Raw genomic sequence first — 23,031 nt, forward strand, 5'->3', positions numbered from 1 at the left:
CGCCCGACCGTCACGGCCGGGCAACCCCGCGCGGGGGCCCCCGCGCGGATCCGCATCCGGAGGTTCGGCAATGGCCAACGGCATGGACAAACCCAGCGTACTGTCAGGACTCACCGAAGAGGAGGCGAAGGAGTTCCACGGCATCTTCGTCACCAGCTTCATCATCTTCACGGCGATCGCGGTCGTCGCGCACTTCCTCGTCTGGCTGTGGCGGCCGTGGCTGCCGGGGCCGAACGGCTATTCGGCGCTGGAGGACGGCGTGAAGGTCGCCGCCCACGGCATCCTGCCCTTCATCTCGTAGGCAAGGACTCCCCGCCATGCACAAGGTCTGGCTTCTCTTCGACCCGCGCCGCACGCTCGTGGCGCTCTTCACCTTCCTGTTCGTCCTCGCGCTGATCATCCACTTCATCCTGCTCAGCACCAACCGGTTCAACTGGCTGGAGGGACCGGCGGCGAAGAAGGCGGAGATCGCGCACAGCCTCGTCCTCCCGACCTGACCGGCCGGCGGACCGCGCCCCTCCGGGGGCGCCCTCGCACCGCGGACGGGCATCAGGCCCCGCCCGCGGCCACCACGCTTTCGCGGACGGGGAGGGCCGCGCCATGGCCATGCTGAACTTTGAGCGCAAATACCGGGTCCGCGGCGGCACTCTGCTCGGCGGCGACCTGTTCGACTTCTGGGTCGGGCCGTTCTACGTCGGCTTCTTCGGGGTCACGGGCCTGTTCTTCACCCTGCTCGGCACCGGCCTGATCGTCTGGGGCGCGGCGCTGGGGCCGACCTGGAACGTCTGGCAGATCAACATCGCGCCGCCCGACCTCAAATACGGGCTGGCGCTTGCGCCGCTCCGAGAGGGCGGCCTGTGGCAGATCATCACCTTCTGCGCCGTCGGGTCCTTCGGCTCCTGGGCGCTGCGCGAGGTCGAGATCTGCCGCAAGCTCGGCATCGGCTACCACGTGCCGGTCGCCTTCTCGGTGGCGATCCTCGCCTACGTCACCCTGGTGGTGGTCCGTCCGATGCTGATGGGGGCCTGGGGTCACGGCTTCCCGTACGGGATCCTCAGCCACCTCGACTGGGTCTCGAACGTCGGCTACCAGTATCTCCACTTCCACTACAACCCGGCCCACATGCTCGCCGTGACGTTCTTCTTCACGACGACCTTCGCGCTGTCGCTGCACGGCTCGCTGATCCTGTCCTCGACCAATCCCGGCAAGGGCGAGGTGGTGAAGACGCCCGAGCACGAGGACACCTACTTCCGCGACACGATCGGCTACTCGATCGGCACGATCGGCATCCATCGCCTGGGCCTGTTCCTCGCCCTCTCGGCGGGTTTCTGGAGCGCGGTCTGCATCGTCATCAGCGGCCCATTCTGGACCCGCGGCTGGCCCGAATGGTGGGGCTGGTGGCTGAGCCTGCCGGTCTGGCGCTGAGTCTCACCCGCGTTCGCGAGTCGTCACCCTGCAGAAGGCATCCGCCGCCATGGGGTATTACCAGAACATCTACACGCAGGTTCAGGTCCACCCGCTCCACCCGGAGGCCGGCGTCGAGGTCCCGGACATCGAGAACCGGGCCGGCAAGGGCGGCTTCAGCTACCTGGCCGGCCTCGTCGGCAACGCCCAGATCGGACCGATCTATCTCGGCACCCTCGGCACGATGTCGCTGGCATGTGGGTTCATCGCCATCGAGATCATCGGCCTCAACATGTGGGCCTCGGTGAACTGGGACCCGGTCCAGTTCCTCCGCCAGCTGCCCTGGCTCGCCCTCGAGCCGCCCCGACCCGAATACGGGCTCACGATCCTGCCGCCGCTCGCCGAGGGCGGCTGGTGGCTGCTCGCCGGCTTCTTCCTCACCGCGTCGATCATCCTGTGGTGGGTCCGCCTCTTCCGCCGCGCCCGGGCGCTCCGACTCGGCTACCACGTGCCCTGGGCCTTCGCCTCGGCGATCTGGCTCTATCTGGTGCTCGGCTTCATCCGGCCGATCCTGATGGGGAGCTGGAGCGAGGCGGTGCCGTTCGGCATCTTCCCGCATCTCGACTGGACCGCGGCCTTCTCGCTGCGCTACGGCAACCTGTTCTACAACCCGTTCCACATGCTCTCGATCGTCTTCCTGTACGGGTCGACGATGCTGTTCGCCATGCACGGCGCCACCATCCTGGCGGTGAGCCGCTACGGCGGCGAGCGCGAGATCGAGCAGATCGTCGATCGCGGCACCGCGACCGAGCGCGCCGCCCTGTTCTGGCGCTGGACGATGGGCTTCAACGCCACGATGGAATCGGTCCATCGCTGGCTGTGGTGGTTCGCGTTCCTGACGACGCTGACCGGCGGCATCGGCATCCTGCTGACCGGCACCGTGGTCGACAACTGGTACCTCTGGGCGGTCAAGCACGGCGTCGCGCCGCATTATCCGCAGATCTACGGCCCGGTGGTGGATCCGCTCGCCAACCCGGGAGGCACGCCATGAAGCTCGCCCTGCAGATTCTCGGCGTCGTGGTGGCGGTGCTGCTCACCGGCGCGATGTTCGGCACCGCGGGCTGGACCCGGCCCCCGGTCCGCTCCGAGCAGACGGGGTTCCGCGGCACCGGCATGGTGCAGGTGCAGAATCCCCGCACCCTCGCGGCCAAGCTCGAGGAGAACGCGGCGCCCGCGCCGCAGGACCCCGCCCCGCCCGGGGGCGAGCCGGCGACGCAGACCTACCAGAACGTCAAGGTGCTGACCGACCTCTCGACCGACCAGTTCAACCGGGTGATGGCCTCGATCACCGAATGGGTGGCGCCCGAGCAGGGCTGCGCCTATTGCCACAACGTCGAGAACATGGCCGACGACAGCGTCTATGCGAAGACGGTGGCGCGCTCGATGCTCCGGATGGTCCGGCACATCAACGCCGATTGGAAGAACCATGTCGGCGAGACCGGCGTGACCTGCTACACCTGCCACCGCGGCAACCCGGTGCCGCAGGCAGTCTGGCACAACAATCCCGGTCCGCCGCACGCCCAAGGCTTCGCCGCCCGCGACGGTGGCCAGAACCACCCGGCGCCGGAGGCCGGCCTGACCTCGCTCAACTACGACCCCTACAAGGAACTGCTCGGCGACAAGGACATCGACCAGAACGCCGTGCGGGTCGCCGCCCGTACCGCCCTGCCGACGAGCCCCTCGAAGCCGATCCAGACTGCGGAGCGGACCTACGCCCTGATGATCCACATGTCGGAGGGCTTGGGGGTCAACTGCACCTACTGCCACAACAGCCGCGCCTTCTCCTCCTGGGAGGAGAGCACCCCGAAACGCGTCACCGCCTGGCACGGCATCCGGATGGTCCGTGACATCAACGGCAACTTCATCGAGCCGCTGACGCCGGTGCTGCCCGAGGCCCGGCTCGGGCCGGAGGGCGACCCGCCGAAGGCCAACTGCACCACCTGCCACCAGGGCCTGGCGAAGCCCCTCAACGGCGCCCAGATGCTCAAGGACTACCCCGAGCTCGCCGGAGGGCCGATGCCGAAGGCCCCCTGAGGCGGCCTTCCAGGAGTGTCACGCGGAAGGCCCCGGCTCCGAGAGGAGCCGGGGCCTTCTCGCATCTCCAGGATCGATGACGCCCAATCGATTGCCTGCGATCGAAAACAAATCATGACGCCCTGAGGCAGGCGTGATCTTGTCGTCATCTCACGACGATTTGCCGCATCGGTAGAATTCCGGGGTTCGGGAGTTGGACTGACACGTGCGACAGCGGTCCGCCGCCCGTGCGCCCGTCAACCCTGCCCCAAGAGGGCGCAATCCGGAGGCAACGGCCATGGGCGATTCCGGTCTGATCTACATGCTCGCCTTCACGACCTTCGCACTGGTCATCCTGTTCCTGATCTGGCAGCGGATGCGCGTCCAGCGCGCCAAGGAAACCGGCGAGCGCTCGAGCTTCACCGACAACCATGGCGGCGCACCGCGGCCGCACCAGGGGGTGGATCCGCGGTAGTCGTGATTTCATGGACGATCGACGCTCATAAGCCCTCCCCCCTCTGCGGGGGAGGGTGGCCCCTGCGTCGGCAGGGGTCGGGAAAGGGGACGCCGCTTCCGGAGAGATCGCGAGCGTCATGAAGGGTGCAGGCTGGAGCAGCGTCGCGCTGCCCCTCTCCCGCCTCACTCCGTGGGGCACCTTCCCCCATCCCGAGCCGGGCTTGCCCGACTTGGGCAAAAAGATGCGGAACTCGGGCGAGCCCGAGTTCCGTGGGGGAGGGTTCGAGTAGGAGCCTACTTCTCCACCCGGCTCGGATTTTTCAGCTGCCCATAGACCACGCCCGCGAAGGTGCCGATCGCCGTCGGCCAGTCGAGCCCGGCCGCATTGCGGTCGGCTGCCTGGCAGTAGGTGGCGGTCAGCCCGTTGACGAGGGAGGCGGAGTCGGCCTGCGGGGCGGCCTGGCGCACGGCCGGGAGCAGGGTGGCGACGCGGGGCAGCATCTGCTCGGCCTTGAGGTCCTTGAGCTGGCCCGCCGCATCCGCAGCTTTCAGCGCATCGGCCAAGGTGCTGTCCTTCACCGTCTCGCAGGGCGCGTTGCCGGCGAGCATCGTCTGCGTCTCGGCCCTGAGCGTCGCCACCTGTCCGGGCTCGGCGGTCGGCGGGGCCTGGTTGCCGAAGGTCTGGCGGACATAGTTCGTTACCGCCGCGATCTCCGCATCGGACATGCCGACGCCGACCGCCGGCATGGCGGCGTACTCGCCCTTGGCGTCGAGGCCGCCGAGGATCACCCGGATCACCGTCTCGGGGCCCTTGGCCAGCACCGCGCCGTTGCCGGCGAGGGGCGGGATCGCGCCGGGCTGGCCCTGGCCGTCCGGCCGGTGGCAGGCGACGCAGCGGTTGAGATAGGTATCGGCGCCCGGCGCGGTCGAGGCCTGTTTGAAGTCGGACGTCACGTCGGGCGTGTAGGTCGGCTTGGGTGCGAGCGTCTTGAGATAGACGGCGATGGCGCGCACGTCGCCGTCGGTCATCTTGCTCAGGCTCTCCTCGATCACCTGGCGCATCGGCCCGGCGACGACGCCGGCGCGGCCCGGGGCGGCGCCGGTCTTGAGATAGGTGAAGAGCTGGTCCTCGCTCCACTTGCCGAGGCCCTGGTTGTCGTCGCCCGACAGGTTCGGGGCGTACCAGCCGTCGATGGTGCCGCCCTCCAGATAGCCGCTCCACTGCGAGGCCCCGACGAGCTTGCTGCCGTTGTGGCAGGCGCCGCAATGGCCCGGCCCCTCGACCAGGTAGGCGCCGCGATTGACCTCCTCGCTCGCCTTCGGATCGGGCTTGAAGCGCCCTTCCGTGAAGAAGGCGAGGCGCCAGGCGAGCAGCCCGTCGCGGATGCTGAACGGGAAGGCGATGTCGGCGGGCTTGCGCGGCGCGTTCACCGGTTCGAGCGAGAACAGGTAGGCTTTGACCGCCCGCACGTCGTCGTCGGTCAGGCGGGTGTACCAGGGGAACGGAAAAGCCGGATAGAGATAGCTGCCGTTCTTGGTGATGCCCTGGTGCATCGCCTTTCTGAAGTCGTCGTCGCTCCAGTTGCCGATGCCGGTTTCCTTGTCGGGAGTGATGTTCGGCGTCGCGAGCTTGCCGATGCCGCCCGGGAAGGTGATGTAAAGCCCGCCCGCATAGGGCTTGCCGCCGGGCGCCGTGTGGCAGGCGACGCAATCGCCGGCCGTCGCGAGGTAGCGGCCCTATTCGACGAGGTCGGAGGTGGCCGGCTGCGCCAGCGCCGTGCCGGCCGCGAGGGCGAGCGCGCTGGAGCCGAGCAGGGCCGTGATCTGTCCTCGGGTGACGGGCTTGCGACGCATGTGGCTTCCTCCAAGAGGTTATGGGGCGGCGGAGCGAAGCCGCAGCCAGAGATCGGCGACATGGGCGGCGCCCGCCCCCGCGAGCGCGGCGGCGAGCCAGTATCCGGGCGCGCCCGCGAGCACGGCTCGCAGGGCCAGCATCAGGCAGGCGCCCGAGGCGAGGTTGACGAGGAGCGGCCCCCGCCCCGGCCCGCCCCGGCGGCGCCACAGGGCGAGCAGGGCGGCTTCCGCGGCAACGATCAGCAGCGCGACGTCGACGATGTGGCTGCTGGCGAGGAGGTCCGGCACGCGTCAATCCTCCTGATCGCATCGATGATGCACAGTCGAACGGGGAGATCACTTAACAGACGTGAGAGTCCAGCTCTGCAAACTCGGGACATAGGGTGGCGTTCGCCAAAATCGCCCCACGGTTCACGATGTCGCATCTGCGTCGATCCGGTCCCGGGCAATCCGATTTTTCGCGAGGCAAGACGTGAGTATCACAGCAGGTGTGATCCGCCTGAACAGGGCCCGCGGATGCTGCGCGAGACCGGTCAGAACGGCCCGTTCAGCCGCACGATCGACCAGTTGAGCATCGCCGCAGTCCCGACCCAGACGAGATACGGCGCGAGAAGCAGCGCTCCGAGACCGGAATGCCGCCCGACCGCCAGGATGAGCAAGGCCACCGAGAGCCACAGGGCCACGACCTCGATCAGCGCCCAGTCCGGCCGTTGCAGGCGGAAGAACACGCCGCTCCAGGCGATGTTGAGGACCCCGTTCACCGCGAAGGCGGCGAGCAGCCAGAATCGTTCCGCGCCCTCCGGCGCCGCGTTCCAGGCCAGCACGCCGGCGATGGCGGTGAGGGTGAAGATGGTGGTCCAGACCGGGCCGAAGGCCCAGTCGGGCGGCTTCCAGGACGGCACCCGCAAGGAGCGGTACCAGGGGCCGAGCGTGGTGAGCCAGGCGCCCGCCGCCGCCACCACGATGGCCGAGACCGCCGCCACCACGATCGGGCCCCAGCGCCCGCCGAGAGACTCGATCACGGCGACACCCAGCGGAAGAGGTGGGCGAGATCCTTGAAGAAGATCCGCGCATGCGCGGCGGGTTTCGCCCGCACCAGCTCCTTGTTCATGTAGGCGTCCCAGGTGAGCGACTGCACGTCGGGGTCGCGGCAGATGCTGACGAAGCGCTCGCGCAGTGAGTCGTTTCGGTACCAGACGCCCTGCATCAGCCGCAGGATCCAGAACACGCGGCCGTGCGCATTGAGGAAGCGGCGCCGCGCTTGGCCCAAGGCGCGCGGGTTGCCGGTGGCGAGGAAGTCGTGCGCAGCCTCCGCGGCGAGCCGCCCGCCGAACATCGCGTAGTAGATGCCCTCGCCCGAGGCCGGGGCGACGAGGCCGGCGGCGTCCCCGGTGAGCAGCACGTCGCGGCCGTTATCGAAGCGGGAGAGCGGCTTGAGCGGCAGCGGCGCGCCCTCGCGGCGGACCGTCTCGCCGAGGTCGAGCCCGGTCGCGGCGCGCAAGCGACCCACCGCACCGCGCAGCGAGAACCCCTTCCGGGCGCTGCCGGTGCCGATGCTGAGCGTGTCGCCGTGCGGGAAGATCCAGGCGTAGAAGTCCGGCGAGAGGACGCCCTGGTAGTAGACGTCGCAGCGCGTCGCCTCGATGGCGCCTGCGCCGGCCGGCGGCGTGCGCACGATCTCGTGGTAGGCGAAGACCTGCCGCATCCGGGCATGGGCCGGGATCTCCTGGCGTCCCACCGCCGAGTTGGCGCCGTCCGCCCCGATGACGAGGCGGGCGCGGATCCGCGTCTCGCCGCCGTCCGCGTCGCGGTAATGGACCGTGACCGGGCCGCGATCCGCGCGGGTGAGGCGCAGATAGGTGCCGGTCACCCGCTCGGCGCCGGCGAGGGCGGCGCGCACCCGCAGCCACTCGTCGAAAGGCCCGCGATCGACCATGCCGACGAACCCCTCGCCGACCGGCATGTCCACCGCGCGGTCCCGCGGTGAGACCATGCGGGCGGAGCGGATCTTGGCCACCAGCAGCTCGTCGGGGATGGCGAAGTCGCGGATCAGGCGGGGCGGGATGGCGCCGCCGCAGGGCTTGATGCGGCCGGCCCGGTCGAGCAGCACGACCCGCCGCCCGAGCCGCGCCAGATCGGTCGCTGCCGTCGCCCCGGACGGTCCCCCTCCCACCACCACCGCGTCGACGATGCCCTCGTCCATGGCCGTGCCTCCGGGTTGTCCGGCCCGGGTACGGCCGGATTCTGGTTCAGACGGCATGCCGTACCGACAGCGTCTCGATCGCCCGCGCCTTCCGCTCCGGCCGCCCGATCCGGTAGGCCAGCCCGGCGGCGACCAGGAACAGCGCCGCCTCGGTGACGAACACCGCCGCATAGGCCGGCACCACGGTGCCGAAGGCGAGGCGCGCGAGGTCGACCCCCGCCGCGCCGAGGAAGCCGCCGAGCCCGAAGGCGAGCCCCTGCGCCGCGCCCCACACCCCCATGCGGGTTCCGTGGCGGCTCTCGCCGTCGGGCGCGCCGCCGCTGCCGGCGAGCGCCATCATCTGGCCGATCGCCGCTACCGCGAAGATGCCGTTGAACAGGCCGAGCCCGACCACGCACGGACGCAAGGGGGTGCCGGGCCCGGCGAAGCCGCAGGCCGCGATCGCCACGAGGGATGCGGCCGAGCCGAGGCAGCCGGTGACGGTCCACAGCCGCAAGGACGCGAGGGCCCCGCGCCCGTTGGCGGTGACGAGGGCCACGAACACCATGCCGGCAAGGACGCCGCCGTTCTGGAGGCCCGAGAGCTTGGTGGTCGCGCCCGGCGACAGCGCGAAGACGAGGCCGGCGAAGGGTTCGAGGATCAGCTCCTGGGCGCTGTAGGCGAGCATCGCCAGGAAGACGAAGACCGTGAAGCGGCGCGCCTCCGGCTCGGCCCAGACCTCGGCGAGCACGCGCGCGAAGGGCCCGGCCGGCGGGGCTTGAGCGGGAACGGGGGGCCGGGCCGGCTCGACGCGCCATAGGGCCGCGACCGCCACCAGGAAGGCGATCAGCGAGACGCCGCTCGACACCGCGACGAGGCGGTCACCCGAGAACGGGTCGAGGAGGTGCCCGGCGGTCGGCGCGGTGACGACGAAGCCGGCGATCATCATGATCCAGACGATCGTCGCGGCGGCACCCCGGCGGTGGGGCGCGACCCCGGTGGAGAGCAGGACGAGGAGCGAGGTGCCGGCCGCCCCGACCCCGATGCCGACGGCGAGGAAGGACACGACGAGGAGCCCGTAGCCCGCCGCTGCCTGCGTCGCCACGAGCGCCGTGCCGAGGGCGGCGCCGGCGCCGCCAAGGGCGAGCAGCGCCATGCCGCCGACGATCCAGGGCGTGCGTCGGCGGCCGAGATCCGAGCCGTAGCCCCAGCGCGGGCGCAGCACCTGCACCGCGTAGTGAAGCGCCACCAGCCCGCCGGGCAGGGCGGCCGGCAGCGCCAGCTCCACCACCATCACGCGGTTGAGGGTCGAGGTGATCAGCACCACGATGGCGCCGAGCGCGGTCTGGACGAGGCCGAGGCGGACGATGGTGCCCCAGCCGAAGGAGGCCGGGCCGCTCATGCGAGGCCCCCGCCGAGGCCGCCTCTCACGGCGAAGGCCGCGGCGAGCATGCCGAGCACGTAGAGGAGGGTGCCGGTGCCGTTGTACCAAGCGGCGTGAGCGTGCGGATCGGCGAGGAAGCGGCGCATCAGCAGGCCCTGGCCGGCGAGAAGGGCGGCGACGAGGGCCGCGTGCCAGGGCGCCCCCCAGGCGAGGAGCAGGACCACCACCGCCGCCTGCGGCAAAGCCATGACGAGGCAGGCGAGGCGGGCGGCGGGACCTGCGCCGAGCTGGACCGGGAGCGAGCGGATGCCGGTGCGCCGGTCCCCCTCCATCGACTTGAAGTCGTTGAGGGTCATGATGCCGTGGGCGCCCAGGCTGTAGAGGGCGGCGAGCCCGACGATCCGCCCGTCCGGCAGGGCATCCGCCATCACGGCGGCGCCGGTGAACCAGGGCAGGCCCTCGTAGCAGAGGCCGCAGGCGGCGTTGCCCCACCAGCCGTCGCGCTTGAGCCTCATCGGCGGCGCGCTGTAGAGCCAGGCGAGGGCGAGCCCGAAGACGGCGGCACCCAGCACGATCGGACCGAGCAGGGCGGCGACCGACAGCGACAGAAGCGTCCAGGCGAGGGCGACATAGAGGCCCCAGCGGCCCGGGATGCGACCCGAGGGGATCGGCCGAAGCGGCTCGTTGATGGCGTCGACGTGCCGGTCGAACCAGTCGTTCGTCGCCTGGCTGGTGGCGCAGACGAGGGGCCCGGCGAGCAGGATGCCGGCGATCACCAGGGGCCAGCGCCCCTGGACCGCGGCGCCGGACGAGACCACCCCGCAGGCGAAGGCCCACATCGGGGCGAACCATGTGATCGGCTTGAGCAGTTCCAGCAGCGCCCGGGGCGCCGGAACCGCCGGGGGCGCGATCAAGGGCTTGGTCAGGGGCTCGGTCGTCATGCCGCGAGGGTGGGACGACCACGGGAAAGTGTCAAGCGAGCTTTACACTCCTGTGCATCCCGTCGCGAAGACGTGCGCGCTCAGTCCGCGCCGTCCTCCGCCTCCTCCGAGCCGTCGAGATCGCCGAGGCCGTAGCGGCGCATCTTGGCGTAGAAGCCCTGCCGGCTGAGCCCCAGCATCTCGGCCGCCGAGGCGCGGTTGTCGTGGGTGATGCGCAGGGCCGCCTCGATGCACAGCCGCTCGATCAGGTCGGTGGTCTCGCGCACCAGGGCCTTCATCGAGACGCGGCCGACGAGCTCGGTCATGTGCTCGACCGAGCGCGGCAGCTCGCGCCCGCCCGGGGCTACCGCAGCGACGCGGCGGGGCAGGGCGCGCAGGGTGAAGCCGAAGCAGGGCCGGTCGCCCCCCGGCACCGAGACCGCCGCGACCTCGACCTCGTCGACGGCGCCGAACTCGCCCCGCACCACGGTGGCGAAATGGCGCACCGAGCCGTGCTCGGAGAGCGTGGTGAACAGGGCGGCGATCTCGGTGCCCTCGCGACCGAGCCAGCGCTCCAGCGATTCGCCCTTGGCCTGGTGCTCGGTGGCGAGCTGGGCGAGGTCGAGGAAGGCCGCGTTGGCGCCGATGATGCGCCGGTCGCGGTCGGTGACGACGAAGCCCTCGGGCATCGCCTCGATCACCTCGAGCGCGCCGGAGCGCGGCGCCGCCGGATGGGGGGCCGGGTTGAGGGCGGAGAGGCGCACCAGGATGTTCATCCCGGCCTCCTCGCGAAACAGGGTGGCGGAGACCCGCGCCTCGCCGCGCCTCTGGGCGAGCCGGGCGGTCAGGTCCTCCGCCTGGCCGGTGAGGCGCAGGCCCACGAGCAGCGCCTGGACGGCGCGGGCGCCCTCCGGCTCGAACAGGTCGACGAGGTCGCGCCCGACGATGCGCTTGACCGCCCGGCCGAGGAGCCGGGCGGCGGCCGGGTTGATCTCGGTGACGCGGCGCGTACCCGCATCGACGATCAGGATCGGCTCGCCGGCGAGCTGGAACAGCACCCGGTAGCGGGTCTCGGCGCTGCGCAGGCGGGCATAGTCACGCTCCAGAGCCTGCTGCGATTCGGTCAGGCGCTGCTGCAGGGCCGACAGCGCCCTGAGATCGCGGCCGATCACGATGATGCGGTCGTCGTCGGGCACGCGGAGCGCCGCGTAGCGGATCGGCACGTCGGCGCCGCCTTGCGCGGAGGGATGGTTGACCTGGCGCCAGCGGCTGACGGCGCCCGGCGCCGCATCCTCGATCAGGCTCAGCACCTTGGGCCGGCTCTCGACCGTGACGGTGTCGACCCAGCGCCGGCCGAGCCACCGGTCGCCCGCCTCGTCGGACAGGCCGTCGGCCGTGAAGGCGGCGTCGCGGATCACCCCCGCGCCGTCGACGACGAGCGACACGTCGCTGGCGGCAGCGACGAGGCTGCCCGTCATCCGGGGATCGAGGCGGGACACGGCGTCTCGCAGCACCGCGAACGATTCCTTCGCAGCAGGGCTCAGGGGTCTGTTCAAGGGTCACCAACACGCCGACCGCATCGAACAGGTCTTTCAGCAGGCTCTAATCCGCAGATCAAGCAAGCTTTGTACGATTCCGGGCGCATCGCGCGCGTCGTCGACAACCGCGTCGGCGTTGACGAGCCGGATTCGGTCGGGACGGCCGTGGAAGGCGGGACCGCCGACGATCACCCGCAGGTCGCGGTTGCGCGAGGCGCGCCGCAAGACCGGGACCGCCGCGACCAGCCGGTCGAGGCAGACTTCGCAGGACAAGGACAGGCCGACCGCGTCGAACCACTCGGCGCGCAGGCGCTCGAGCGCGTCGGCGAGGTGGGTGTCGAAGCGCGTCGTCACTTCCCAGCCGGCCTCGGCGAAGAAATGGGCCGCCAGCGTCAGCCCGAACGTGTGGGTCTCGCCCGGCGCCGGCACCAGCAGGACCCGCCGGCTCGCCGGATCGACCGGCCGCAGGTCGAGGCAGAGCGTTTCCAGGTCGTGGACGAGGCGGCGCAGCCGCGCCATCGCGGTCGTCACCTGGACGAAATCGCAGGCATCCTCCTCCCACAGCCGGCCGATATGCCGGGCCGTGGGCGCCAGGAGGCCGGTCAGCACCTCCTCGAGGGTCATGCCCTCCTCGATCAGGGCGCGGATCTCCGCCAACACGTCGTGGTCCTGCGGCAGCAGCAGCAGGGTGCCGAGACGGCCGATGTCGTCGGTCCCGCTCAGGCGGGCTGGAAGAGCGCGCGGCTTGCGCTCGCCGCGATGAGCGAGCATCAGCCGAGGAATGATCTCGGCTTCGACGACCTGCGCGAGATCGTCCCGCCAGCGAACGTGCCGATGTACTCCCCCGCAGTGTCTGTCGAGGGAAGACCGATCGCGAAACCCGCGGTCACGGGGACTGGTCCTGTTTCCGGGCAAGGTGCCGGACTGTGCTTGATCTCCCACCGGCACCTCCCCGATGCTCAGGAAAATCGAGTTTTCTCGACCTTGTGTCGGGTATTCTACCTTGGGAGCGCCGTAATGGGGCGGCGTCATCCGGATTCATTCTAGGATACAGGCTCGGCGTTCGGCCGCAAGACGCATTCGTGAGAGGCTCCCCGGAATGTCATCGTTCCTAACTGTCAACTTAGGTTGACACTCCGGCGCCGCCGGTCCTAGGCTCCCCTCATCGGCATCCGCGGACCAACGCGGGTCGGACAGGTGAGGGCAGGCGCGATGGCGACGTCCACGGACCGGCCGTTTCTCTACAGCGAGGCCGAGCGTCGGCGACGGGACGCCTCGCCCTGGACCCTGGTCCAGGGGGTGCTGGCCCCGCTCCAGTTCGCGATCTTCCTGGTGAGCCTCGCCCTGGTCTCGCGCACGCTGGCGACCGGGGAGGGGGTGGAACTCGCCAACGCCTCGGTGGTGGCCAAGACCCTCGCGCTCTACGCGATCATGGTCACCGGCTCCCTGTGGGAGAAGGCGGTGTTCGGGCGCTACCTGTTCGCCCCGGCCTTCCTCTGGGAGGACGTGGTCAGCATGCTGGTGCTGGCCCTCCACACCGCCTACCTGGTGGCGCTCGCCACAGGCGCGCTCGGCACCGCCGGGCTGATGCTGCTGGCGCTCTCGGCATACGCCACCTACCTCGTCAATGCCGGCCAGTTCCTGCTCAAGCTGCGTGCCGCCCGGCTGCAGGCGCCCGAAAAGGCGCCGTTGACTTCCGCGATGGGGGCGGCGCGATGACGGCGCTCGCCACTCCTCTCGCATCCCCGGTCGCTTGCGGCCCCGAGATCCGCCACGAGCGCGGTCAGCGGGCGGTGTTCTGCGGCCTCACCGGCATCGTCTGGCTGCACCGCAAGATCCAGGACGCGTTCTTCTTGGTCGTGGGCTCGCGCACCTGCGCCCACCTGATCCAGTCGGCGGCGGGCGTGATGATCTTCGCCGAGCCGCGCTTCGCCACCGCGATCATCGAGGAGCGCGATCTCGCCGGCCTCGCCGATGCGCATGAGGAGCTCGACCGGGTGGTGCGCCGCCTGCTGGAGCGCCGGCCCGACATCAAGCTCCTGTTCCTCGTCGGCTCCTGCCCGTCCGAGGTGATCAAGCTCGATCTCGGCCGCGCCGCGTCGCGTCTCTCGGCGAGCTTCGCCCCGGACGTGCGGGTCCTGAGCTATTCCGGGAGCGGGATCGAGACGACGTTCACGCAAGGCGAGGATGCCTGCCTCGCCGCCCTGGTTCCCGATCTGCCGCGCGGCACCGACGACTCGCTCCTGGTCGTCGGGGCGCTGGCCGACGTGGTCGAGGACCAGTTCGCGCGATTGTTCGCCGATCTCGGTATCGGCAATGTGCGCTTCCTGCCCGGGCGGCGGGCGGCGGACCGGGCGCCGGTCGGGCCGAACACCCGCTACCTCCTCGCCCAGCCCTTCCTCTCGGATACCGCCCGGGCGCTCGAGGATCGCGGCGCCATCCGCATCCCGGCGCCGTTCCCGCTCGGCGCCGAGGGCACGACCCTGTGGCTGGCGGCGGCCGCCCGCGCCTTCGGGATCTCGCCCGCCCGCGTCGTCGCGGCGACGGAGGCCGGCCGGACCCGGGCCGCCCGGGCGCTCCAGGCGCACCGGGCTGCGCTCTCCGGTCGCCGGGTGTTCTTCTTCCCCGATTCGCAGCTCGAAGTGCCGCTCGCCCGCTTCCTGTCGCGGGAGATGGGCGCGGAGCTGATCGAGGTCGGCACCCCCTATCTCCATCGCGGCCACCTCGCCGAGGATCTGGCGCTGCTCCCCGACGGCACGGCGGTGACGGAGGGCCAGAGCCTCGACGACCAGCTCGACCGCTGCCGGGCGGCTAGGCCCGACCTCACGATCTGCGGCCTCGGCCTCGCCAACCCGCTCGAGGCGGAGGACCTGCCGACCAAGTGGTCGATCGAGCTGCTGTTCACCCCGATCCAGGGCTACGAGCAGGCCGGCGATCTCGCCGGGCTGTTCACCCGACCGCTTGCGCGCCGCGCGCGGCTGGAGGGCTGACGCGATGCAGCTCACGCTCTGGACCTACGAGGGCCCCCCTCACATCGGCGCGATGCGGGTCGCCGCCGCGATGCGCGGCCTGCACTACGTGCTGCACGCGCCGCAGGGCGACACCTACGCCGACCTGCTCTTCACCATGATCGAGCGGCACGGCGCCCGCCCGCCGGTGACCTACACCACCTTCCAGGCCCGCGACCTCGGCTCCGATACCGCCGAGATCTTCAAGCAGGCGGTCGCCGCCGCCTATGGCCGCTTCCGCCCGCAGGCGATGATCGTCGGCGCCTCCTGCACCGCCGAATTGCTCCAGGACGATCCGGCCGGGCTGTCGCGGGCGCTCGGCCTGCCGATCCCGGTCATCCCGCTGGAGCTGCCCGCCTACCAGAAGAAGGAGAACTGGGGCGCCTCCGAGACCTTCTACCGCCTCGTGCGCACCCTCGCGGGCCCGCGCACCGATGCCCCGCGCATCCAGGCGAGCTGCAACATCCTCGGGCCGACCTCCCTCGGCTTCCGCCACCGCGACGACCTGCGCGAGGTGCGGGGCCTGCTCGGTGAACTCGGCATCGCGGTCAACGTGGTGGCACCTCTGGGTGCCACGCCGGCCGATCTCGGGCGGCTCGGGAACGCCGCCTTCAACGTCGTGCTCTATCCGGAAGTCGCCCGCAGCGCCGCGCAGTGGCTCGAGCGCACCCATGCACAACCCTTCGTCGAGACCACGCCGATCGGCGTGAAGGGCACGACCGCCTTCATCGAGGCGGTGGCGGCCCTCGCCGGGGTCGATCCGGCCCCGGTCCTCGACGGGGAGGGCTCGCGCCTGCCCTGGTACTCCCGCTCGGTCGATTCGACCTATCTCACGGGCAAGCGCGTCTTCGTCTTCGGCGACGCGACCCATGCGGTCGCGGCGGCCCGGGTGGCGACGAAAGAGATCGGCTTCTCCCTCGTCGGCCTCGGCACCTATTCGCGCGAATTCGCCCGCGAGGTGCGGACGGAAGCCGCGGCCCACGGCATCGAGGCGCTCGTCACCGACGATTACCTGGCGGTCGAGGCGGCGATCAGTGCGGCGCAGCCGGAACTGGTGCTCGGCACCCAGATGGAGCGCCACGTCGCCAAGCGACTCGGCATCCCCTGCGCGGTGATCTCGGCGCCGATGCACGTGCAGGACGTGCCGGCCCGCCACGCGCCGCAGATGGGCTTCGAGGGCGCGAACGTGCTGTTCGACACCTTCGTCCATCCGCTGATGATGGGGCTGGAGGAGCACCTGCTGGCGATGTTCCGGGACGATCCGGAATTCCACGACGGGGTCGCCCCCTCGCATCTCGGCGGCCGGCCGCGCGAGGAGGCCGGGACCGTCATCGCCGCGGCGCCGGTCACCAATACGGCGCCGGTGGTCTGGTCGATCGAGGCCGAGCGCGAGCTGAAGAAGGTCCCGTTCTTCGTGCGCGGCAAGGCCCGCCACAACACCGAACGCTTCGCCCGCGAGCGGGCGCTCCCGCTCATCACCGTCGAGACCCTCTACGATGCCAAAGCGCATTTCAGCCGGTGAGAGGGCGGACGCGCTGCCGGAGCTGCGCGTCGTCATCGTCACCCTCGACAACCACCTCGCCGGGGCGGTGGAGCGGGCGCGCCGGGTGCTGGCGGAGACCGCACCCAACCTCGTCCTCGGCTTCCACGCCGCCGCCGAGTGGGACACCGACCCGTCGGCCCTCGAATCCTGCCGCGCCGACATCGCCCGGGCCGACATCGTGCTCTCGGCGATGCTGTTCATGGACGAGCACGTCCGGGCGGTGCTGCCGGCGCTCCTCGCCCGCCGCCCGCATTGCGACGCGATGGTGGGCTGCCTCTCGGCGTCCGAGGTGGTGCGCACCACCCGGATGGACCGCTTCAACATGGACGGGTCGCAGCGCGGCGCGCTCGACTTCCTCAAGCGGCTGCGCGGCAAGTCGGGCCCCGGTGGCGCGAGCAGCGGCGGCGCGCGCCAGATGGCGCTGATCCGCCAGATCCCCCGGATCCTGCGCTTCATCCCGGGCTCGGCCCAGGACGTGCGGGCCTATTTCCTGACCCTGCAATACTGGCTCGCCGGCTCGGACGAGAACGTCGTCAACCTCGTGCGCTTCCTCGCCGGCCGCTACGCGACCGGCCCGCGCGCCGCCTGGCGCCGGCACGTCACGGCCGCAGAGCCCCTGGCCTATCCGGAGACCGGCCTCTACCACCCGCGCCTGGCGGAGCGCGTCACCGAACGCCCCGACCGGCTGCCGGCCGCAGGTCACGCGGGACGGGTCGGCCTCCTGCTGATGCGCTCCTACGTGCTCGCCGGCAACACGGCCCATTACGACGGGGTGATCGCGGCCCTCGAGGCGCGCGGGCTCGCCGTCGTGCCGGCCTTCGCCAGCGGGCTCGACAACCGCCCGGCGGTGGAAAAGTTCTTCCTGCGCGACGGGCGGCCGGCGATCGACGCGCTGGTCTCGCTCACCGGATTCTCCCTCGTCGGCGGGCCGGCCTACAACGATGCGGCGGCCGCGAGCGCGATGCTGGCGCAGCTCGACGTGCCCTACCTCGCCGCCCAGGCGGTCGAGTTCCAGAGCCTGGAGCAGTGGGAGGCCTCCGCCCGCGGCCTGTCGCCGGTCGAGGCGACCATGATGGTGGCGATCCCCGAGCTGGATGGCGCCACCGCCCCGATGGTGTTCGGCGGCCGCGCCGCCGGGGCCGGCGAATCCCGCGACATGGCGGTGCACCCCGAGCGCGCCGCGCGTCTCGCCGAAAGGGTGGCGCGCCTCGTCGCCTTGCGGTCCCGCGCACGCGCGGAGCGCCGGGTCGCGGTGGTCCTGTTCAACTTCCCGCCGAATGCCGGCGCCACCGGCACCGCGGCCTTCCTGTCGGTGTGGGAGTCGCTCCACCGCGTCCTCCAGGGGCTGAAGGACGAGGGCTACTCCGTCGAGGTGCCCGAGACCGTCGACGCCCTGCGCGTCCGGGTGCTCGAGGGCAATGCCGCCCGCTACGGCACGCAAGCGAACGTCGCCCACCGCGTCACCGCAGACGAGCATGTGCGGCGCGAGGCGCACCTCGCCGAGATCGAGGCGCAATGGGGCCCGGCTCCCGGCCGGCACCAGAGCGACGGCGGGTCGATCCTGGTGCTCGGCGCCCACTTCGGACACGTCTTCGTCGGCGTGCAGCCCGCCTTCGGCTACGAGGGCGACCCAATGCGCCTGCTGTTCGAGCAGGGCTTCGCCCCGACCCACGCCTTCTCGGCCTTCTACCGCTACCTGCGCGAGGATTTCGGCGCCGATGCCGTGCTGCATTTCGGCACCCACGGGGCGCTCGAATTCATGCCCGGCAAGCAGACCGGGCTCTCCGGCGCCTGCTGGCCCGACCGGCTGATCGGCGCGCTGCCGAACGTCTACCTCTATGCCGCCAACAATCCGTCGGAAGGCACGCTCGCCAAGCGCCGCGCCGCCGCGACGCTGGTGAGCTACCTCACCCCGAGCCTCGCCCAAGCCGGGCTCTATCGCGGGCTCATCGACCTCAAGGCGTCGCTGGAGCGCCGTCGCACCCTGCCGCCGGAAGACGCGGCCGAGCGCGCCAAGCTCGCCGTTCTCATCCATGGCCAGGCCCTCGGGCTCGATCTCGCGGAGGGCGAGGGATGGGGCGAGGACGCGGAACACCGCATCGCCGAAGTGGCCGTCCGGCTCGTCGAACTCGAACACACCCTGATCCCGCACGGGCTGCACGTGGTGGGGCAGGGCACCCCGGCGGAGGAGCGGGTCGACCTGCTCCTGGCGCTCGCGGAATCCGTCCACGGCCTCGCGCCGGAGCGCGCCGGCATCGCGCGGCTGGTCGCCGGCGCCTCGCCGGAAGAGGCGGTCGCGGCGTCGGGCCTCGCCGCCGAGGAGGCGACGCTCGCCGCCTTCCGGGCGCTTGCCGGAACCGACCGGCTGCTCGCCGAGGACCACGAGATTCCGGCCCTGCTGCGCGCCCTCGACGGCCGCTTCGTCGCGCCGGTCGCCGGCGGCGACGTGCTGCGCTCGCCCGCGATCCTGCCGACCGGCCGCAACCTGCACGGCTTCGATCCCTACCGGATCCCGAGCGCCTTCGCGCTCGCCGACGGCCGGGCCCAGGTCGAGCGGCTGCTCGCCCGCCACGCCGCCGATGGCGGCGCCTATCCGGAGAGCATCGCCCTGGTCCTGTGGGGCAGCGACAACCTGAAGAGCGAGGGCGCTCCGGTCGCCCAGGCCCTCGCGCTGATGGGCGCCGCGCCCCGCTTCGACGGCTACGGCCGGCTCTGCGGCGCGGTGCTGATCCCGCTCGAGGAGCTCGGTCGCCCGCGCATCGACGTGGTGGCGACGCTGTCGGGCATTTTTCGCGATCTGCTGCCGCTTCAGACCAAGCTTCTGGCGGAGGCCGCCTACCTCGCCGCCACCGCCGACGAGCCGGAGGCGATGAACTTCGTGCGCAAGCACACGCTCGCCCACCAGTCGGCTCAAGGGGTCGACCTGGAAACCGCGGCGCTCCGGGTCTTCAGCAACGCCGAGGGCGCCTATGGCGCCAACCTCAACCACCTCGTCGACAGCGGACGCTGGGAGGACGAGGCGGAATTGTGCGAGACCTTCTCGCGCCGCAAGAGCTTCGCCTATGGCCGCACCGGCAAGCCGGAGCCCCGCCGCGCGCTGATGCAGGCGGTGCTGGCGCAGGTCGACCTCGCCTACCAGAACCTCGATTCGGTCGAGGTCGGGGTGACCAGCGTCGACCATTACTTCGACGGGCTCGGCGGCATGGCCCGCGCGGTGGCGAAGGCCCGCGGCACCTCGGTTCCGGTCTATATCAGCGACCAGACCCGGGGCGAGGGCCGGGTGCGCTCGCTCTCCGAGCAGGTGGCCTTGGAGACCCGCACCCGCATGCTCAACCCGAAATGGGTCGAGGGGATGCTGGGCCACGGCTACGAGGGCGTGCGCCAGATCGACCAGCACCTCACCAACACCGTGGGCTGGTCGGCCACCACCGATCAGGTCGCGCCCTGGATCTACCAGCGCATCACCGAGACCTACGTCCTCGACGAGGCGATGCGCGAGCGCATGGCGGCGCTCAACCCCGCTGCCTCGGCCAAGGTCGCCCACCGCCTGATCGAGGCGCATCGGCGCGGCTTCTGGACCCCCGACCCCGAGACCCGTGCCGCCCTCGACCGGGCCGAGGAGGCCCTGGAGGACCGGCTGGAAGGCATCACCGCGGAGGCTGCCGCATGAACATCGCGATCCGAAACCCCGTGCCGCGGCGGGAGGAAGGCAGCCTCCAGGTCGCCCTCGATCCGGATATCCGCATCGAGACCGCCAAGGTCTTCGCCGTCTACGGCAAGGGCGGCATCGGCAAGAGCACGACGTCGTCGAACCTGTCGGTCGCCTTCTCGAAGCTCGGCAAGCGCGTGCTCCAGATCGGCTGCGACCCGAAGCACGATTCGACCTTCACCCTGACGAAGCGCCTCGCGCCCACCGTCATCGATGCGCTCGAAGCCGTGCAGTTCCACTCGGAGGAGTTGCGCGTCGAGGATTTCGTGGTCGAGGGCTACAATGGCGTGCGCTGCGTCGAGGCCGGCGGACCGCCGGCCGGCACCGGCTGCGGCGGCTACGTCGTCGGGCAGACGGTGAAGCTCCTGAAGGAGCATCACCTGCTGGAAGACACCGACGTGGTGATCTTCGACGTTCTCGGCGACGTCGTCTGCGGCGGCTTCGCCTCGCCGCTTCAGCACGCCGACCGTGCGCTGATCGTCACCGCGAACGACTTCGACTCGATCTTCGCCATGAACCGGATCGTCGCGGCGATCCACGCGAAATCGAAGAATTACGGCGTGCGCCTCGGCGGCGTCATCGCCAACCGCTCGGCCGAGACCAACGAGATCGACCGGTTCAACGACGCGGTCGGCCTCAAGCGCCTGGCGCATTTCCGCGATCTCGACGTGGTGCGCCGCTCGCGCCTGAAGAAGGCGACCCTGTTCGAGATGGATCCCTCGCCGGAGCTGCTCGCGGTGCAGGCCGAGTACCTGCAGCTCGCCGAACAGCTCTGGGCCGGCGTCGACCCGCTCCCGGCGGTGCCGATGAAGGACCGCGACCTGTTCGAGTTCCTCGGGTTCGACTGATGACCAGCCCCACCTACGCCACCCGCCGGGCCCAGCTCGAGACCTATTTCGACCGCACCGCCGTCGAGGCCTGGGCGCGGCTGACCTCCGACGCGCCGGTGAGCCGCATCCGCGCCACCGTGCGGGCCGGCCGCGACGCGATGCGGGCCGAGCTCCTCTCCTGGCTGCCTTCCGACCTCTCCGGGCGGCGCCTGCTCGATGCCGGCTGCGGCACCGGCGCGCTCGCCGTCGAGGCGGCGCGGCGGGGGGCCGAAGTCGTCGCGGTCGACGTGTCGCCGACGCTGATCGATCTCGCCCGCGAGCGCACCGCCAGCCTGCGGCTCCCGGGCTGCCTCGATTTCCAGGTCGGCGACATGCTGGACGAGGGTCTGGGAGCCTTCGATCACGTCGTGGCGATGGATTCGCTGATCCATTACCGCACGCCAGACATCGTCCGGGCCCTCTCGGCGCTCGCCCGCCGCGCCGACGCCTCGGTTCTCTTCACGGTCGCGCCGCGCACGCCCTTGCTCACGGTGATGCACGCGGCCGGCCGCCTCTTCCCCCGCGGCGACCGGGCGCCGGCGATCGAGCCGGTCGGCGAGGGCGCGCTCCGCCGCCGCATCGCCGCCGATCCGGGCCTGACGCCCTTCGCCCTCGCCCGCAGCCGGCGGGTCAATTCCGGCTTCTACCTCTCGAACGCCCTGGAGCTGGTGCGCCGATGAGCCCTGCTCGCCGCCTCGCCCGGGTGCTCGCCGATCTCGGGCCCCGCTACCTGCCCTTCGCGGATGCCGCCACGACAGAGCTGCCGCTCGGCCGGCTCCTGCGCCTGTCGCTGTTCCAGGTCACGGTCGGGATGGCGGCGGTGCTGCTGATCGGCACTCTCAACCGCGTGATGATCGTCGAGCTCGACGTGCCGGCCTGGATCGTCGCCGTGATGCTGGCACTGCCACTCCTGGGCGCGCCGTTCCGGGCGCTGATCGGCTTCCGCTCCGACACCCACCGGTCGGTGCTGGGCTGGAAGCGCGTGCCCTACCTGTGGTTCGGCACGCTGCTGCAATTCGGCGGCTTCGCCATCATGCCCTTCGCGCTCCTGATCCTGTCGGGGGACACGACCGGCCCGATCGTCATCGGCCAGGCGGCGGCGGCCCTCGCCTTCGTGCTCGTCGGCGCCGGGCTCCACACCACGCAGACGGTGGGGCTCGCGCTCGCCACCGACCTCGCGCCCCCACACGCCCGGCCGAAGGTGGTGGCGCTCCTCTGCGCCATGCTGCTCGCCGGCATGATGGCGAGCGCCGTGGTGTTCGGGCTCGCCCTCGCGCACTTCTCGGCGATCCGGCTGATCCAGGTGATCCAGGGCGCGGCGCTGGCCACGCTGATCCTCAACGGCATCGCCCTGTGGAAGCAGGAGCCGCGCGACACCTCCCGCAAGGCGGAAGCGCCCCGCCGCTTCGGCGATGCCTGGAGCGCCTACGCGGCCCAGCCGCAGGCGCGCCGGCGCCTGATCGCCACCGGGCTCGGCACGGCGGGGTTCAGCATGCAGGACATCCTGCTCGAACCCTATGGCGGCCAGATCCTGCACTTGCCGGTCGCCGCGACGACCGCGCTCACCGCCGTGCTCGCCATCGGCGGCGGGGCGGGGCTCCTCACCGCCGCGCGCTGGCTCAACCGCGGCGGCGATCCGTTCCGGGTCGCGGCGGCCGGCGCCGTCGTCGGCATCGCCGCCTTCTCGGCGGTGGTCTTCGCCGCCCCCTTGAGCTCCGGCGGGCTCTTCGCCTGCGGCGTCGCGCTGATCGGCGTCGGCGGCGGGCTCTTCGCCCACGGCACCCTCACGGCCTCGATGGCCGGGGCGGCGGCAGAGCAGACCGGGCTCGCGCTCGGCGCCTGGGGCGCGGTCCAGGCCTGCGCCGCGGGGGCGGCCATCGCGGCGAGCGGCATCCTGCGCGATCTCGGCTCGGCCCTCGCGGTGTCCGGACGCCTCGGCGAGGCGCTCTCCGAGGCCTCCACCGGCTACCTCGTCGTCTACCACATCGAGATCGGGCTGCTCTTCGCCACCCTGGTGGCGATCGGCCCGCTGGTGCGCCGGCCCGATCCGTCCCCGCTCTCCGCCCGCCCGGCCCTGTCCTAGAAGGAGGC

21 protein-coding genes and 1 pseudogene are annotated in these 23,031 nt (G+C 71.3%); 13 read left to right on the forward strand and 9 right to left on the reverse strand.

Annotated elements, in window-relative coordinates:
- The first annotated feature begins 70 nt into the window (after positions 1–70).
- The 6 genes from pufB to DA075_RS36380 all read left to right on the forward strand — a co-directional run bounded on the left by pufB (position 71) and on the right by DA075_RS36380 (position 3,952).
- Positions 71–301 (forward strand): light-harvesting antenna LH1, beta subunit, encoded by a 231-nt coding sequence (pufB, locus tag DA075_RS03980; protein ID WP_093569676.1) that lies wholly within the window; start codon positions 71–73, stop codon positions 299–301.
- Positions 302–317: 16 nt separating this feature from the next.
- Positions 318–497, forward strand: coding sequence for a light-harvesting antenna LH1, alpha subunit (gene pufA, locus DA075_RS03985; protein WP_099952105.1), 180 nt, complete (start codon positions 318–320; stop codon positions 495–497).
- Positions 498–600: 103 nt separating this feature from the next.
- Positions 601–1,425 (forward strand): photosynthetic reaction center subunit L, encoded by an 825-nt coding sequence (pufL, locus tag DA075_RS03990; RefSeq protein ID WP_099952106.1) that lies wholly within the window; start codon positions 601–603, stop codon positions 1,423–1,425.
- Between the two features lie 49 nt (positions 1,426–1,474).
- Positions 1,475–2,455 carry a photosynthetic reaction center subunit M gene (gene pufM / locus DA075_RS03995; RefSeq protein ID WP_099952107.1) on the forward strand — a complete coding sequence of 327 codons (981 nt, stop codon included), beginning with the start codon at positions 1,475–1,477 and terminating at the stop codon, positions 2,453–2,455.
- Positions 2,452–3,498 carry a photosynthetic reaction center cytochrome PufC gene (pufC, locus tag DA075_RS04000; protein ID WP_099952108.1) on the forward strand — a complete coding sequence of 349 codons (1,047 nt, stop codon included), beginning with the start codon at positions 2,452–2,454 and terminating at the stop codon, positions 3,496–3,498. The genes pufM and pufC overlap by 4 nt, the downstream gene beginning before the upstream one ends.
- 277 nt (positions 3,499–3,775) lie before the next feature.
- Complete coding sequence (locus DA075_RS36380) at positions 3,776–3,952, forward strand: hypothetical protein (protein WP_164712202.1); 177 nt, start codon at positions 3,776–3,778, stop codon at positions 3,950–3,952.
- 275 nt (positions 3,953–4,227) lie between these two features.
- Here the strand turns inward: DA075_RS36380 and DA075_RS37360 are convergent, their stop codons facing one another.
- From DA075_RS37360 to DA075_RS04040, 9 genes and pseudogenes are all read right to left on the reverse strand, one after another.
- Positions 4,228–4,995, reverse strand: coding sequence for a c-type cytochrome (locus tag DA075_RS37360; RefSeq protein WP_338068018.1), 768 nt, complete (start codon positions 4,993–4,995; stop codon positions 4,228–4,230).
- 387 nt (positions 4,996–5,382) lie between these two features.
- Positions 5,383–5,649: pseudogene (locus tag DA075_RS38090) on the reverse strand (c-type cytochrome); the annotation flags it as partial.
- Positions 5,650–5,805: 156 nt separating this feature from the next.
- Positions 5,806–6,075 (reverse strand): hypothetical protein, encoded by a 270-nt coding sequence (locus tag DA075_RS04010; protein WP_099952109.1) that lies wholly within the window; start codon positions 6,073–6,075, stop codon positions 5,806–5,808.
- A gap of 245 nt (positions 6,076–6,320) precedes the next feature.
- Positions 6,321–6,809, reverse strand: coding sequence for a TspO/MBR family protein (locus tag DA075_RS04015; protein ID WP_099952110.1), 489 nt, complete (start codon positions 6,807–6,809; stop codon positions 6,321–6,323).
- Positions 6,806–7,990 (reverse strand): geranylgeranyl diphosphate reductase, encoded by a 1,185-nt coding sequence (locus DA075_RS04020; RefSeq protein WP_099952111.1) that lies wholly within the window; start codon positions 7,988–7,990, stop codon positions 6,806–6,808. The genes DA075_RS04015 and DA075_RS04020 overlap by 4 nt, the downstream gene beginning before the upstream one ends.
- A 46-nt stretch (positions 7,991–8,036) precedes the next feature.
- Positions 8,037–9,371 carry a BCD family MFS transporter gene (locus tag DA075_RS04025; protein WP_099952112.1) on the reverse strand — a complete coding sequence of 445 codons (1,335 nt, stop codon included), beginning with the start codon at positions 9,369–9,371 and terminating at the stop codon, positions 8,037–8,039.
- Entirely contained in the window at positions 9,368–10,294 is a 927-nt protein-coding gene (chlG, locus tag DA075_RS04030) for a chlorophyll synthase ChlG (protein ID WP_099952113.1), read from the reverse strand. Before chlG ends, DA075_RS04025 begins: the two co-directional genes overlap by 4 nt.
- Positions 10,295–10,374: 80 nt before the next feature.
- Positions 10,375–11,787 (reverse strand): transcriptional regulator PpsR, encoded by a 1,413-nt coding sequence (ppsR, locus tag DA075_RS04035; RefSeq protein ID WP_099952114.1) that lies wholly within the window; start codon positions 11,785–11,787, stop codon positions 10,375–10,377.
- Positions 11,788–11,865: 78 nt separating this feature from the next.
- The gene (locus DA075_RS04040; RefSeq protein WP_232386355.1) at positions 11,866–12,582 is read right to left on the reverse strand and encodes a cobalamin B12-binding domain-containing protein; all 717 of its coding nucleotides are present in this window, start codon (positions 12,580–12,582) and stop codon (positions 11,866–11,868) included.
- Between the two features lie 441 nt (positions 12,583–13,023).
- Here DA075_RS04040 and bchF point away from each other — a divergent pair, with 441 nt between their 5' ends.
- The 7 genes from bchF to DA075_RS04075 are packed head-to-tail and all read left to right on the forward strand — an operon-like array spanning position 13,024 to position 23,023.
- Entirely contained in the window at positions 13,024–13,530 is a 507-nt protein-coding gene (gene bchF / locus DA075_RS04045; RefSeq protein WP_099952116.1) for a 2-vinyl bacteriochlorophyllide hydratase, read from the forward strand.
- Entirely contained in the window at positions 13,527–14,801 is a 1,275-nt protein-coding gene (locus tag DA075_RS04050; protein ID WP_099952117.1) for a ferredoxin:protochlorophyllide reductase (ATP-dependent) subunit N, read from the forward strand. Before bchF ends, DA075_RS04050 begins: the two co-directional genes overlap by 4 nt.
- A 4-nt stretch (positions 14,802–14,805) precedes the next feature.
- Positions 14,806–16,341: a ferredoxin:protochlorophyllide reductase (ATP-dependent) subunit B gene (gene bchB, locus DA075_RS04055; RefSeq protein WP_099952118.1), complete on the forward strand. Its 1,536-nt coding sequence runs from the start codon at positions 14,806–14,808 to the stop codon at positions 16,339–16,341.
- A complete protein-coding gene (locus DA075_RS04060; RefSeq protein WP_099952119.1) occupies positions 16,316–20,032 on the forward strand; it encodes a magnesium chelatase subunit H in 3,717 nt (1,238 codons plus the stop codon). Before bchB ends, DA075_RS04060 begins: the two co-directional genes overlap by 26 nt.
- Entirely contained in the window at positions 20,029–20,919 is an 891-nt protein-coding gene (bchL, locus tag DA075_RS04065) for a ferredoxin:protochlorophyllide reductase (ATP-dependent) iron-sulfur ATP-binding protein (protein ID WP_099952120.1), read from the forward strand. The genes DA075_RS04060 and bchL overlap by 4 nt, the downstream gene beginning before the upstream one ends.
- Positions 20,919–21,620 carry a magnesium protoporphyrin IX methyltransferase gene (gene bchM, locus DA075_RS04070; protein ID WP_099952121.1) on the forward strand — a complete coding sequence of 234 codons (702 nt, stop codon included), beginning with the start codon at positions 20,919–20,921 and terminating at the stop codon, positions 21,618–21,620. The genes bchL and bchM overlap by 1 nt, the downstream gene beginning before the upstream one ends.
- The gene (locus DA075_RS04075) at positions 21,617–23,023 is read left to right on the forward strand and encodes an MFS transporter (protein WP_099952122.1); all 1,407 of its coding nucleotides are present in this window, start codon (positions 21,617–21,619) and stop codon (positions 23,021–23,023) included. Before bchM ends, DA075_RS04075 begins: the two co-directional genes overlap by 4 nt.
- The last annotated feature ends 8 nt before the right edge of the window (positions 23,024–23,031 follow it).

Source organism: Methylobacterium currus, from assembly GCF_003058325.1.
GTDB lineage: Bacteria > Pseudomonadota > Alphaproteobacteria > Rhizobiales > Beijerinckiaceae > Methylobacterium > Methylobacterium currus.

Bases quoted from the DNA above. Each gene is read 5' to 3' on its own strand.
- pufB (WP_093569676.1), top strand. From the start codon at position 71: ATGGCCAACGGCATGGACAAACCCAGCGTACTGTCAGGACTCACCGAA.
- pufA (WP_099952105.1), top strand. From the start codon at position 318: ATGCACAAGGTCTGGCTTCTCTTCGACCCGCGCCGCACGCTCGTGGCG.
- pufL (WP_099952106.1), top strand. From the start codon at position 601: ATGGCCATGCTGAACTTTGAGCGCAAATACCGGGTCCGCGGCGGCACT.
- pufM (WP_099952107.1), top strand. From the start codon at position 1,475: ATGGGGTATTACCAGAACATCTACACGCAGGTTCAGGTCCACCCGCTC.
- pufC (WP_099952108.1), top strand. From the start codon at position 2,452: ATGAAGCTCGCCCTGCAGATTCTCGGCGTCGTGGTGGCGGTGCTGCTC.
- DA075_RS36380 (WP_164712202.1), top strand. From the start codon at position 3,776: ATGGGCGATTCCGGTCTGATCTACATGCTCGCCTTCACGACCTTCGCA.
- DA075_RS37360 (WP_338068018.1), bottom strand. From the start codon at position 4,995: ATGCGCCAGGTGATCGAGGAGAGCCTGAGCAAGATGACCGACGGCGAC.
- DA075_RS04020 (WP_099952111.1), bottom strand. From the start codon at position 7,990: ATGGACGAGGGCATCGTCGACGCGGTGGTGGTGGGAGGGGGACCGTCC.
- DA075_RS04025 (WP_099952112.1), bottom strand. From the start codon at position 9,371: ATGAGCGGCCCGGCCTCCTTCGGCTGGGGCACCATCGTCCGCCTCGGC.
- chlG (WP_099952113.1), bottom strand. From the start codon at position 10,294: ATGACGACCGAGCCCCTGACCAAGCCCTTGATCGCGCCCCCGGCGGTT.
- DA075_RS04040 (WP_232386355.1), bottom strand. From the start codon at position 12,582: ATGCTCGCTCATCGCGGCGAGCGCAAGCCGCGCGCTCTTCCAGCCCGC.
- bchF (WP_099952116.1), top strand. From the start codon at position 13,024: ATGGCGACGTCCACGGACCGGCCGTTTCTCTACAGCGAGGCCGAGCGT.
- DA075_RS04050 (WP_099952117.1), top strand. From the start codon at position 13,527: ATGACGGCGCTCGCCACTCCTCTCGCATCCCCGGTCGCTTGCGGCCCC.
- bchB (WP_099952118.1), top strand. From the start codon at position 14,806: ATGCAGCTCACGCTCTGGACCTACGAGGGCCCCCCTCACATCGGCGCG.
- DA075_RS04060 (WP_099952119.1), top strand. From the start codon at position 16,316: ATGCCAAAGCGCATTTCAGCCGGTGAGAGGGCGGACGCGCTGCCGGAG.
- bchL (WP_099952120.1), top strand. From the start codon at position 20,029: ATGAACATCGCGATCCGAAACCCCGTGCCGCGGCGGGAGGAAGGCAGC.
- bchM (WP_099952121.1), top strand. From the start codon at position 20,919: ATGACCAGCCCCACCTACGCCACCCGCCGGGCCCAGCTCGAGACCTAT.
- DA075_RS04075 (WP_099952122.1), top strand. From the start codon at position 21,617: ATGAGCCCTGCTCGCCGCCTCGCCCGGGTGCTCGCCGATCTCGGGCCC.